Source organism: Streptomyces sp. NPDC025273 (assembly GCF_040638585.1).
GTDB lineage: Bacteria > Actinomycetota > Actinomycetes > Streptomycetales > Streptomycetaceae > Streptomyces > Streptomyces cinereorectus.
In genome coordinates this window covers 1,127,689-1,140,093 of sequence record NZ_JBEZYP010000001.1, presented here as the reverse complement: position 1 = coordinate 1,140,093, position 12,405 = coordinate 1,127,689, and the positions used below count along the sequence as shown (strand labels likewise).

10 protein-coding genes are annotated in these 12,405 nt (G+C 70.8%); 5 read left to right on the top strand and 5 right to left on the bottom strand.

What is annotated here, in order from left to right; translation table 11 throughout:
• Positions 1 to 61: 61 nt before the first annotated feature.
• Together AB0F38_RS04990 and AB0F38_RS04985 are read right to left on the bottom strand one after the other, a co-directional pair.
• On the bottom strand, positions 62 to 424 hold the full coding sequence (locus AB0F38_RS04990; RefSeq protein ID WP_361886674.1) for a hypothetical protein: 363 nt from the start codon (positions 422 to 424) through the stop codon (positions 62 to 64).
• 103 nt (positions 425 to 527) lie between these two features.
• Complete coding sequence (locus AB0F38_RS04985; RefSeq protein WP_361886671.1) at positions 528 to 1,481, bottom strand: heme o synthase; 954 nt, start codon at positions 1,479 to 1,481, stop codon at positions 528 to 530.
• 286 nt (positions 1,482 to 1,767) lie between these two features.
• Between AB0F38_RS04985 and tkt the strand changes: the two genes are divergently transcribed.
• From tkt to pgl, 5 genes are read left to right on the top strand one after another with little or no spacing between them, the layout of a single operon-like run.
• Positions 1,768 to 3,855, top strand: coding sequence for a transketolase (gene tkt / locus AB0F38_RS04980; protein WP_361886668.1), 2,088 nt, complete (start codon positions 1,768 to 1,770; stop codon positions 3,853 to 3,855).
• A gap of 34 nt (positions 3,856 to 3,889) precedes the next feature.
• A complete protein-coding gene (tal, locus tag AB0F38_RS04975) occupies positions 3,890 to 5,008 on the top strand; it encodes a transaldolase (RefSeq protein ID WP_361886665.1) in 1,119 nt (372 codons plus the stop codon).
• A 5-nt stretch (positions 5,009 to 5,013) separates the two neighbouring features.
• Positions 5,014 to 6,546 (top strand): glucose-6-phosphate dehydrogenase, encoded by a 1,533-nt coding sequence (gene zwf, locus AB0F38_RS04970; RefSeq protein WP_361886662.1) that lies wholly within the window; start codon positions 5,014 to 5,016, stop codon positions 6,544 to 6,546.
• Positions 6,543 to 7,574 (top strand): glucose-6-phosphate dehydrogenase assembly protein OpcA, encoded by a 1,032-nt coding sequence (gene opcA, locus AB0F38_RS04965; protein ID WP_361886659.1) that lies wholly within the window; start codon positions 6,543 to 6,545, stop codon positions 7,572 to 7,574. Before zwf ends, opcA begins: the two co-directional genes overlap by 4 nt.
• Positions 7,571 to 8,353 carry a 6-phosphogluconolactonase gene (gene pgl, locus AB0F38_RS04960; protein WP_361886656.1) on the top strand — a complete coding sequence of 261 codons (783 nt, stop codon included), beginning with the start codon at positions 7,571 to 7,573 and terminating at the stop codon, positions 8,351 to 8,353. Before opcA ends, pgl begins: the two co-directional genes overlap by 4 nt.
• A 124-nt stretch (positions 8,354 to 8,477) precedes the next feature.
• Here pgl and AB0F38_RS04955 read toward each other — a convergent pair whose 3' ends face one another.
• Genes AB0F38_RS04955 through pgi form a run of 3 tightly spaced genes read right to left on the bottom strand, consistent with a single transcriptional unit; the run spans position 8,478 to position 12,149 of the window.
• Positions 8,478 to 9,992 (bottom strand): PH domain-containing protein, encoded by a 1,515-nt coding sequence (locus AB0F38_RS04955; protein ID WP_361886653.1) that lies wholly within the window; start codon positions 9,990 to 9,992, stop codon positions 8,478 to 8,480.
• Positions 9,989 to 10,492 carry a PH domain-containing protein gene (locus AB0F38_RS04950; protein ID WP_361886650.1) on the bottom strand — a complete coding sequence of 168 codons (504 nt, stop codon included), beginning with the start codon at positions 10,490 to 10,492 and terminating at the stop codon, positions 9,989 to 9,991. The genes AB0F38_RS04955 and AB0F38_RS04950 overlap by 4 nt, the downstream gene beginning before the upstream one ends.
• A gap of 4 nt (positions 10,493 to 10,496) precedes the next feature.
• Entirely contained in the window at positions 10,497 to 12,149 is a 1,653-nt protein-coding gene (pgi, locus tag AB0F38_RS04945; RefSeq protein WP_361886647.1) for a glucose-6-phosphate isomerase, read from the bottom strand.
• Positions 12,150 to 12,405: the final 256 nt, after the last annotated feature.

Below are 12,405 nucleotides of genomic sequence, written 5' to 3'. Positions count from 1 at the left end.
GACACCGGCCTCCGCCGTCGCTCCCGGGAGCGACGGCGGAGGCCGTTGTCGTGTGCGGGGCTCAGCCGTTGGACGGGCCGCCGACCTGGATGCCGGCCATCCGGGACCACTCGTACGGGCCGGTGCGGACCTTGGCCGCGAAGTCTCCGTCGAACGTCTCGTGCAGGGTGAGGCCGGCCTTGTGCGCGGCGCTCTCGGCGACGGCGTACGAGGGGGCCATCAGGTCGCCCCAGCCGCCGTCCTCGCCCACGAGCACGATGCGGGTACCCATCCGGCCGATGTGGGCGAGCTGCCCCTCGGCTCCGCCGTGCGCCTTGGCGAAGGCGCCGATCTGCTTGGCGAGCTTCGCGGCCCTGCGCTCCGCGCGGGCCGCGTGCCTGCTGTCGTCCGTCTGCTGGGTCTGGGGCTCTGCCGTCTCTGCCATGAAAGGGATGCTACCGACGGGTAGATCGACTGGCGACGGGCGGGGGGCGTGGCATCGGCCACGTCCCCCGCCCGCCGGCGGAGCTTTCGTACGTCCGTACGGACTACCTGAGGAAGGGGTCCACCGCGACGGCGACGAAGAGGAGCGAGACATAGGTGATGGACCAGTGGAACAGCCGCATCTCCTTGAGCTTGCCACCGGTCACGCCGGCCTTCGCCCTGTTCTGCAGGCCGTGCGCCTCCCAGAGCCAGAAGCCGCCGGTCAGCAACGCCACCGCCGTGTAGAACCAGCCGGTGTAACCCAGCGGGGTGAGCAGCAGCGAGACGGCGACCATGACCCAGCTGTAGAGCACGATCTGGCGGGCCACGACCCGGTTGGAGGCCACGACCGGAAGCATCGGCACGCCGACCCGGGCGTAGTCCTCCTTCACCTTCATAGACAGCGGCCAGTAGTGCGGCGGGGTCCAGAAGAAGATGACGGCGAAAAGGATGACCGCGGCCCAGGACATCGAATTGGTCACGGCGGACCAGCCGATGAGTACGGGCATGCAGCCGGCGATTCCGCCCCAGACGATGTTCTGCGAGGTCCGGCGCTTCAGCAGCATCGTGTAGACGACGACATAGAACAGAAGTGCGCCGAGTGAGAGCGCTGCCGAGAGCCAGTTGACGAGGAGTCCGAACCAGGCGGTGGAAATCACCGCGAGGGCGATTCCGAAGACCAGGCACTCGCGCGGGCTCACCATGCCGGTGACCAGCGGCCTCTGCGACGTCCGGTCCATCAGCGCGTCGATGTCACGGTCGATGTACATGTTGAGCGCGTTGGCACCGCCGGCGGAGAGATATCCGCCGACGGTGGTGGTGACTACGAGCCACAGATCGGGCACGCCCTGAGCGGCCAGGAACATCACCGGAACGGTGGTGATCAGCAGCAACTCGATGATGCGCGGCTTGGTAAGTGCCACGAATGCCTTGATGCGGGCCCCGAACGGGCGATGGCCCACTGGGCTCGGAGTCAAGGCGACCCCTGCGGGTCGGGACTCGACGGCCGTCACGCACACCCCTGACAGAGAAATCCCAGCAAGCTCCGGGCATGAAGGCCCGGTAAAGACTTGCGCGAACCAGACCACTGTAGACGTTGGGCATACGCCCCTCTTCGCGGGGGTGGGGTCGTGTTGGGGTGGCGCAGAAGTGAACGGCGGCGCTCATACGGGGGGCGAACTCGGCAGGTCGCCCGCACTGTGGAAAGGGCAGAAGTGCCGTCTTGTTCCGAGGGTAGGCTCGGCAATGTCCGGTGCGGTAACCAGCCACCGGTTGACGAACAGTGGAGAGGAGCCCTGACTCAGGGTGAGCACCAAGCCGACCACCACAGACCTCCAGTGGACCGAATTGGACCAGCGGGCCGTGGACACTGTCCGCGTCCTCGCCGCGGACGCCGTACAGAAGGTCGGAAACGGCCACCCGGGTACGGCGATGAGCCTGGCCCCTGCCGCGTACACCCTCTTCCAGAAGGTGATGCGGCATGACCCGGCGGACGCGGACTGGACCGGCCGCGACCGGTTCGTACTCTCCGCGGGCCACTCCAGCCTGACGCTCTACATCCAGCTCTACCTGGCCGGATACGGCCTGGAGCTCGACGACCTCAAGGCGTTCCGTACGTGGGGCTCCAGGACTCCGGGTCACCCGGAGTACGGCCACACCACCGGGGTCGAGACGACGACCGGCCCGCTGGGCCAGGGTGTCGCCAACGCCGTGGGCATGGCGATGGCCTCCCGCTACGAGCGCGGCCTGTTCGATCCGGAGGCGGCGCCCGGCACCTCGCCGTTCGACCACACCATCTGGGTCGTCGCCGGTGACGGCTGCCTCCAGGAGGGCATCTCCGCGGAGGCGTCCTCGCTGGCCGGCCACCAGAAGCTCGGCAACCTGGTGCTGCTGTGGGACGACAACCACATCTCGATCGAGGGCGACACGGAGACGGCGGTCTCCGAGGACACCCTCAAGCGCTACGAGTCCTACGGCTGGCACGTCCAGCGGGTGGACCAGTCGCCCACCGGCGACCTGGACCCCGAGGGTCTCTACAAGGCGCTGCAGGCCGCCAGGGCCGAGACCGGGCGCCCCTCGTTCATCGCGGCCCGCTCGATCATCGCCTGGCCCGCTCCGAACGCCCAGAACACCGAGGCCGCACACGGCTCGGCGCTGGGTGACGAGGAGATCGCGGCGACCAAGCGGGTGCTCGGATTCGACCCGGAGAAGACCTTCGAGGTCTCCGACGAGGTCATCTCGCACACCCGTGAGGCCCTGGACCGCGGCCGTGAGGCCAAGGCCGAGTGGGAGAAGTCGCTGGCCGCGTGGCGCACCGCCAACCCGGAGCGCGCCGCCGAGTTCGACCGGATCTCCGCGGGCGAGCTGCCCGAGGGCTGGGAGGACCGGCTGCCGGTCTTCGAGGCGGGTCACTCCGTGGCCACGCGTGCGGCCTCCGGCAAGGTCCTCCAGGCGCTCGGTGGTGTCATCCCCGAGCTGTGGGGCGGCTCCGCCGACCTCGCGGGCTCGAACAACACCACGATCGACAAGACGTCGTCGTTCCTCCCGGCCGGCAATCCGCTGCCCGAGGCCGACCCGTACGGCCGGACGATCCACTTCGGCATCCGCGAGCACTCCATGGCCGCGGCCATGAACGGCATCGCGCTGCACGGCAACACCCGCATCTACGGCGGCACCTTCCTGGTGTTCTCCGACTACATGCGCAACGCCGTGCGCCTGTCCGCGCTGATGCACCTCCCGGTGACGTACGTGTGGACGCACGACTCGATCGGCCTCGGCGAGGACGGTCCGACCCACCAGCCGGTGGAGCACATCGCCTCGCTGCGCGCCATCCCGGGCCTCAACGTCGTCCGCCCGGCCGACGCCAACGAGACCGCGATCGCCTGGCGCGAGATCCTCCGCCGCTGGACGAAGGTGTTCGGCGAGGGCGCCCCGCACGGTCTGGCGCTGACCCGCCAGGGTGTGCCCACGTACCCGGCGAACGAGGACGCGGCCAGGGGCGGCTACGTGCTGTTCGACGCCGAGGGCGGTGAGCCGCAGGTCGTCCTGATCGGTACGGGCTCCGAGGTCCAGCTGGCCGTCGAGGCCCGCGAGGAGCTCCAGGCGGCCGGTGTGCCGACCCGTGTGGTGTCGATGCCGTGTGTCGAGTGGTTCGAGGAGCAGGACCAGGCGTACAAGGACAGCGTGCTGCCGCCCGCCGTGAAGGCCCGGGTCGCCGTCGAGGCCGGCATCGGCCTGACCTGGCACCGGTACGTGGGCGACGCGGGCCGGATCGTCTCGCTGGAGCACTTCGGTGCCTCGGCCGACGCCAAGGTCCTCTTCCGTGAGTTCGGCTTCACCGCCGGGCACGTGGCCGCCGCCGCCCGGGAATCTCTCGCCGCCGCCGCGCGCTGACGCGGTCATACGACCAGTAGGAGATGTAATTCTCATGACAGACGCACTCAAGCGCCTCTCCGACGAGGGCGTGGCGATCTGGCTCGACGACCTGTCCCGTACACGGATCACGTCCGGCAACCTCGCCGAGCTGATCGACCAGAGCCACGTCGTAGGTGTCACGACCAACCCGTCGATCTTCCAGAAGGCGATCTCGCAGGGCCACGGTTACGACCAGCAGCTCACCGACCTCGCCACCCGCAAGGTCACGGTCGACGAGGCCATCCGCATGATCACGACGGCCGACGTCCGTGACGCCGCGGACATCCTGCGTCCGGTCTTCGACGCCACCGGCGGCCAGGACGGCCGGGTCTCGATCGAGGTCGACCCGCGCCTGGCCCACGGCACCGAGGCCACGATCGCCGAGGCCAAGCAGCTGGCCTGGCTGGTGGACCGGCCGAACACGCTCATCAAGATCCCGGCGACGAAGGCCGGCCTGCCGGCGATCACCGAGGTCATCGGCAAGGGCATCAGCGTCAATGTGACCCTGATCTTCTCGCTGGAGCGCTACCGCGAGGTCATGGACGCCTACCTGGCGGGCCTGGAGAAGGCGAAGGCCGCGGGCCTGGACCTGTCCAAGATCCACTCGGTGGCCTCCTTCTTCGTGTCCCGCGTGGACACCGAGATCGACAAGCGCCTGGACGCGATCGGCGGCGACGCGGCCAAGGCCGCGAAGGGCAAGTCCGCCCTCGCCAACGCCCGCCTGGCGTACGAGGCGTACGAGGAGGTCTTCACGGGGGCCCGCTGGGCGGCCCTCGACAAGGCGCAGGCCAACAAGCAGCGTCCGCTGTGGGCATCGACCGGCGTCAAGGACCCGGCCCTCAAGGACACCCTGTACGTCGACGAGCTCGTCGCGCCGAACACGGTCAACACCATGCCGGAGGCGACCCTGGACGCCGTGGCCGATCATGGCGAGATCACCGGCAACACCGTCGCCGGTTCCTACGACCAGGCCCGTGCCGACCTCGACGCGATCAAGAACCTCGGGGTCAGCTACGACGACGTCGTGCGGCTGCTGGAGGACGAGGGCGTCGAGAAGTTCGAGGCGGCCTGGATCGACCTGCTCAACTCCACCGAGGCAGAGCTCAAGCGCCTCGCTCCTTCGGAGGGCTGACCACCTTGTCTGGTGTTCCCGGAGCCAACCCGCTCCGTGACGCCCAGGACCGACGGCTCCCGCGTATCGCGGGGCCGTCGGGCCTGGTGATCTTCGGCGTCACGGGCGATTTGTCCCGTAAAAAGCTGATGCCCGCCGTCTATGACCTCGCCAACCGTGGCCTGCTGCCGCCGGGCTTCTCGCTGATCGGCTTCGCGCGCCGCGACTGGGAGGACGAGGACTTCGCCCAGGTCGTCCACGACGCCGTCAAGCAGCACGCGCGTACGCCGTTCCGCGAGGAGGTCTGGCAGCAGCTCATCCAGGGGATGCGCTTCGTCCAGGGCAACTTCGACGACGACGTGGCCTTCGAGACCCTGAAGGCCACGATCGAGGAGCTCGACAAGGCGCAGGGCACGGGCGGCAACTTCGCCTTCTACCTGTCCGTACCTCCGAAGTTCTTCCCCAAGGTCGTCCAGCAGCTCAAGAAGCACGGGCTGGCCGACCAGAAGGAGGGCTCCTGGCGGCGTGCCGTCATCGAGAAGCCGTTCGGCCACGACCTCACGAGCGCGCAGGAGCTCAACCAGCTCGTGCACGACGTGTTCCCGCCGAACGAGGTCTTCCGTATCGACCACTACCTCGGCAAGGAGACCGTCCAGAACATCCTGGCGCTGCGCTTCGCCAACACCATGTTCGAGCCGATCTGGAACAGGTCCTACGTCGACCACGTCCAGATCACGATGGCCGAGGACATCGGCATCGGCGGCCGGGCCGGCTACTACGACGGCATCGGCGCGGCCCGTGACGTCATCCAGAACCACCTGCTGCAACTGCTGGCGCTGACCGCGATGGAGGAGCCCGGCTCCTTCCACCCGAAGGCCCTGGTCGCCGAGAAGCTCAAGGTGCTCACGGCGGTGGAGCTGCCGGAGGACCTGGGCAGGCACACGGTGCGCGGCCAGTACGCGCACGCGTGGCAGGGCGGCGAGGAAGTACCGGGTTATCTGGAGGAGGACGGTATCGACCCCAAGTCGAAGACCGACACCTTCGCCGCGATCAAGCTGACGATCAACAACCGCCGCTGGGCGGGCGTGCCGTTCTACCTCCGCACCGGCAAGCGGCTCGGCCGCCGGGTCACGGAGATCGCGGTCGTCTTCAAGCGCGCCCCGTACCTGCCCTTCGAATCGGGTGCGACGGAGGAGCTGGGCGGCAACGCCCTGGTCATCCGGGTGCAGCCGGACGAGGGCGTCACGGTGCGGTTCGGCTCCAAGGTGCCCGGTACCTCGATGGAGGTCCGGGACGTCACGATGGACTTCGCGTACGGCGAGTCCTTCACGGAGTCCAGCCCGGAGGCGTACGAGCGGCTCATCCTCGATGTGCTGCTGGGCGACGCCAACCTCTTCCCGCGCCACCAGGAGGTCGAGCTCTCCTGGAACATCCTCGACCCGATCGAGGAGTACTGGGACAAGCACGGCAAGCCCGCCCAGTACGCGGCCGGCACCTGGGGTCCGGCCGAGGCCGACGAGATGCTCGCACGCGACGGACGGAGCTGGCGCCGGCCATGAAGATCGATCTCACGGAAACCACGTCCAGCAAGATCAACCAGGCGTTGGTGTCGGCCCGCCGTTCCATCGGCACCCCGGCCATCGGCATGGTGCTCACCCTCGTCGTCGTCACCGACGAGGAGAACGCCTACGACGCGCTCCGGGCGGCGGCCGACTCCTCGCGCGAGCACCCCTCGCGGATCATCGCGGTGATCAAGAGGGTCAGCCGTTCGCCGCGCAGCCGGCGCGACGCGCGGCTCGACGCCGAGGTGCGGGTCGGTTCCGACTCGGGCTCCGGCGAGACCGTCGTCCTGCGTCTGCACGGCGAGCTGGCCAACCACGCCCAGTCGGTCGTGCTGCCGCTGCTGCTGCCGGACGCCCCGGTCGTGGTGTGGTGGCCCGAGGACGCCCCGGCGGACCCGGCGAAGGACCCGCTGGGGGCGCTGGCCCAGCGCCGCATCACCGACACGTACTCGGCCGAGCACCCGCTCGACGAGCTCGCGGTGCGTGCGGCGACGTACCACCCGGGCGACACCGACCTGGCCTGGACCCGCATCACCCCGTGGCGCTCGATGCTGGCGGCGGCGCTCGACCAGCAGCCCGCGCAGGTGACCTCGGCGACGGTCGAGGGCGAGTCGGACAACCCGAGCTGCGAGCTGCTGGCCATGTGGCTCGCGGACCGGCTGGGGGTTCCGGTGGAGCGCACCCTGTCCGGCGGTCCCGGCCTGACGGCCGTCCGGCTGGAGACCAAGAACGGCGTCGTGGTCCTGGACCGCGCCGACGGCTCGCTGGCGACGCTCTCCATCGTGGGCCAGCCGGACCGTGCGGTGGCGCTGAAGCGGCGGGAGACCGCCGAGCTGCTCGCGGAGGAGCTGCGGCGTCTGGACCCGGACAACATCTACGCGTCCACGGTGAAGTTCGGGGTCGAGCGTCTCGGCGGCCCCGCCGAGGCGTCGTCGGTCGGTGCCGGGCACAAGCCGTCGTCCCCGGCCGGTGCCGCGGCTCCGGCCGCGAAGAAGGCGGCGGTCAAGAAGGCGGCCTCGAAGTGAGTGCTCCGCAGCTCGTCGTGCACCGCGACAAGGAGCTGATGGCTCAGGCCGCGGCGGCCCGGCTGATCACGAAGATCGTGGACGCCCAGGCCGCCCGCGGTTCCGCCTCGGTGGTCCTGACCGGCGGGCGCAACGGCAACGGCCTGCTGGCCGCGCTCGCCGGGTCGCCCGCGCGGGACGCGATCGACTGGTCGCGGCTCGACCTGTGGTGGGGTGACGAGCGGTTCCTGCCCGAGGGCGACCCGGAGCGCAACGTCACGCAGGCCCGTGAGGCCCTGCTGGACGCGGTGGCGCTGGACCCCTCCCGGGTGCACGCGATGCCCGCTTCGGACGGTCCGTGCGGTGGCGACGCGGATGCCGCCGCCGCGGGGTACGCCGCCGAGCTGGCCGCCGCGGCGGGCCCCGAGGACCACGGGCCCGTACCGACGTTCGACGTGCTGATGCTGGGTGTCGGCCCGGACACGCATGTCGCGTCGCTCTTCCCGGAGCTGCCGGCGGTGCGGGAGACCGAGCGCACCGTCGTCGGTGTGCACGGTGCCCCCAAGCCGCCGCCCACCCGGGTCTCGCTCACGCTGCCCGCCATCCGGGCGGCGCGCGAGGTGTGGCTGCTGGCCGCGGGTGAGGACAAGGCCGAGGCGGCGGAGATCGTGCTGTCCGGTGCCGGGGAGATCCAGGCCCCGGCGGCCGGCGCGTACGGCCGCAGCCGCACGCTGTGGCTGATGGACGCGGCGGCGGCCTCGCGGCTGCCGCGCGCGCTGTACCCGCCCGCCTCGGCGTAGCCGGGCGGCACGGAGGCCGGTCCCGCTCCCCGGAGGAGCGGGACCGGCCTCTTGCGTGTGGGCGGGAGCGTCCCTGATCAGCACGATCCGGGCGGCCGAGCGCGGGGGCGGGCCCCGGGGTCGGTCACCCACGCTCCAGGAACGGCTCCAGCAGGCCGGGAACGGCCTCCGCGGCGAAGGTGAGGCCTTCGGACGCATCGGTGTCGTACGCGGTGTACGCGCCCCCTCCGGCGGCCGTCGTCGCGGTGACGCTCAGCAGTCCGGCCCGGCGCTGGAAGCAGGACTGCCTCACCGTCCAGCCGATCACCCCGGTCCGCTGCAGGGCCGCCGTGGAGCGCCGGAGGCTGCCGGAGCGGGTCACGAGGTAGTCGCCGGCGACGGTGTGCCCCAGCGAGCGGTAGGCGTCGAGGGCCGCCGGCACCGCGAGCGGCAGGCACACCACCGCGCAGACCAGCGCGGTCCACAGCAGCACGGGCGTCAGCAGGACGCCCAGGAGTGCCAGGACCAGCACGGGGACCAGGACGGCCGCCAGGGCGCGGCGCAGCCGCCGGCCGCGGGCGGAACGGGGGTGTGCGGTGAGCGGGGCGCCGGTGGGGGCAGCCGGTTCGCGCAGCACCTCGGCGGCGATCGAGTCGGCAACCGGGCGGGGAGCCGCCGGGAGCAGGGTGTGGTGGTCGGCGCCCCGCGCCTGTTCGTCCTTGGCCACACCCGTGGTGATCGCGTCCACCCGGGCTGCGCCGAACAGCCGTACGCCGAGGGGCTCCACGAGCTCCACCCCGCGCAGCCGTCGTTCCTCGACGGACAGGGAGCGGGAGGTCAGCAGACCGCGCCGGACCCGCAGGGTGCCGCCCGGTTCGCGCTCCAGGCGGTAGTTCCACCACATCTCGACCCAGAGTCCGAGTGCCCCGACGATCCCGGCGGCCAGGGCCGTGACGGCCAGGGCCACGACCGTCCAGAGCAGCGGCGTGTCCCGGAAGCGGTCGGCGACCCAGTCGATCACCTCACCCTGCGCGCCGACCCATTCACTGACCTGCAGGACACCGCCGGCCGCCGCGCCGCCGAGCATGGGCGCGACGAAGGAGACCGGCGCGTAGCGGATCCAGCGCAGGTCGAGGACGGCAAGCTCGCCCTCGCGGTGCGTCCCGGGGGTCTGGGCGGTGACGCGGCCGAGGAGTTCACGGCGCAGCCGCTCCCCCTCGGCACGGGTGACGGGGTCGAGCTCCAGGGTGGATTCGCCGCCGGTGTGCTCGCCGGTGCCGATGCGGACCGTGACCAGTCCGAGTATCCGCAGCAGCGGGTGGGCGGTGAGGTCGACGCTGCGGATCCGTTCGCGGGCCAGCGAGCGCCGTTTCACCAGCAGGAGCCCGGTGCGCAGGTCGACGCGTACGGTGCCGACGCGGTATCGGGTGCGCCGCCACCTTACGTAGTCCCCGGCGGCGGCGCAGCCGATCAGGAGGGCGGCCCCGGCCAGCGCCCAGCCGACGGCCCTCGGGAAGCCGAACCGGCCGGACAGCGCGACCACGGCCGGTACGGCGGCGCCCGCCGCGACCCCTGCCGTGACGAGCGCGGTGACCAGCACCGTACGCGGGTCGATCCGCAGCCACCCAGGATCCTCGTCCGCGCCCGCCACGGTGCTCATGTGGCGTCCCCGGGGGTGGCCTGGGTGATCCTGGTCAGCCGTTCGACCAGTCCGGCCGCCGCCTCGTGTTCGAGCCCCTCGATCCGGACCGCGCCCTTGGCGGACGCGGTGGTGACGGTGACCGTGGCGAGCCCGAAGATCTGCTCCAGCGGTCCTCGCACGGTGTCCACGGTCTGGATGCGGGACATCGGCGCGATCCGCCATTCCTGCAGGAAGAACCCGGTCCGTACGTAGACCGCTTCCTCGGTGACCTCCCAGCGGTGGGTGCGGAACCGCCAGAGGGGGAAGAGGACGGCGCACAGCAGGCCTGCGGCCGCCAGGGCGGCGGCGGGCACCAGCAGCCAGGTCCGGGCGGGAGCGATGAACGCTCCCAGCACGCCCAGTACGGTCACCGGCGCCGCCGTCAGCAGCGCCCACCGGGTACGCCACCAGCCGACGGCCCTGGGATCCAGCCTGTTGCGCGGCGGGCGCAGCCGTACCGTCCCCTCCCCCCTCGTCATCGGCTCAGCGCCCCCGCAGCGTGCGGTAGGCCGCGACGAGTGCGGCGGTGGAGCTGTCCAGCCGCTCGGCGCCGGTGCCCTCGGTCAGGACCGGCTCGATCTCCCTGGCGAGGACCTTGCCGAGCTCGACGCCCCACTGGTCGAAGGAGTCGATGTTCCAGACGGCGCCCTGGACGAAGACCTTGTGCTCGTACAGCGCGATCAGCTGGCCGAGCACCGACGGGGTGAGCCGGCCGGCGAGGATCGTCGTCGTCGGGTGGTTGCCGCGGAACGTCTTGTGCGGCACGAGTTCCTCGGCGACGCCCTCCGCGCGGACCTCGTCCGGCGTCTTGCCGAAGGCGAGGGCCTGGGTCTGGGCGAAGAAGTTGGCCATCAGCAGGTCGTGCTGGGCGATCAGGCCCGGCAGCAGATCGCCGACGGGCGCGGCGAAGCCGATGAAGTCGGCCGGGATGACCTTGGTGCCCTGGTGGATCAGCTGGTAGTAGGCGTGCTGGCCGTTGGTGCCGGGGGTGCCCCAGACGACCGGGCCGGTCTGCCACTCGACGGGGTTGCCGTCCCGGTCCACGGACTTGCCGTTGGACTCCATGTCCAGCTGCTGCAGGTACGCGGTGAACCTGGACAGGTAGTGGCTGTAGGGCAGGACGGCGTGGGACTGGGCGTCGAAGAACGCGCCGTACCAGACGCCCAGCAGGCCCAGCAGCAGCGGGGCGTTCTCCTCGGCGGGGGCGGTGCGGAAGTGCTCGTCGACGAGGTGGAAGCCGTCGAGCATCTCGCGGAAGCGGTCCGGGCCGACGGCGATCATCAGCGAGAGACCGATCGCCGAGTCGAAGGAGTACCGGCCGCCGACCCAGTCCCAGAACTCGAACATGTTGGCCGTGTCGATGCCGAAGTCCGCGACCTTCTCCGCGTTGGTCGACAGCGCCACGAAGTGCTGGGCGACGGCCTCCTGACCGGCCCTCAGCTCGGTGAGCAGCCAGTCGCGGGCGGAGGTGGCGTTGGTGATGGTCTCGATCGTGGTGAAGGTCTTGGAGGCGACGATGAAGAGGGTCTCGGCCGGGTCGAGTCCCTGCACGGCCTCGTGGAGGTCGGCCCCGTCGACGTTCGAGACGAAGCGGACGGTCAGCGAGCGGTCCGTGAAGGAGCGCAGTACCTCGTACGCCATGGCGGGGCCGAGGTCGGAGCCGCCGATGCCGATGTTCACGATGTTCTTGACGGGCTTGCCGGTGTGACCGGTCCACTCCCCCGCCCTGATCCGGTCGGAGAAGGCGGCCATCCGGTCGAGAACGGCGTGCACGGCCGGCACCACGTTCTCGCCGTCGACCTCGATCACGGCGTCGCGCGGGGCGCGGAGCGCGGTGTGCAGGACGGCACGGTCCTCGGTGGTGTTGATCTTCTCGCCGCGGAACATCGCGTCCCGCAGGCCGGTGACGTCCGTGGCGGCGGCGAGCTCGCGCAGCAGGCGGAGCGTCTCGTCGGTGACCAGGTTCTTGGAGTAGTCGATGTGGAGGTCGCCGACCCGGAGGGTGTACGCGGTCCCGCGGTCCGGCGCGTCCGTGAACAGCCGGCGCAGACGGGTGTCGCCGAACTCCTCACGGTGCTTGCCGAGAGCAGCCCACTCGGGCGTCTGGTTGAGCTTGGTTCGGCTTTGTGCGTTCATCCGGGAAATCGCCCACTTCTTCTCGTACCTGCAACATGCCCCGCTGCCCCTCCAACCTAATTGATCTGGAGGGCAGGACGGGCAGGGGCGGGCACGGAGGGCGACATACGGATTCCGGCCGGGCACCCGAGGGGTGACCGGCCGGTGAACAACACGGGGTGAGGCCCTGAGGGCTGTCCCCGCAATTCCTGGTGGATCAGCGCGCGGCGTCAGATGCGGTGCGTCGCAAGGCGGAGGGACGCCCGAATACTGGACG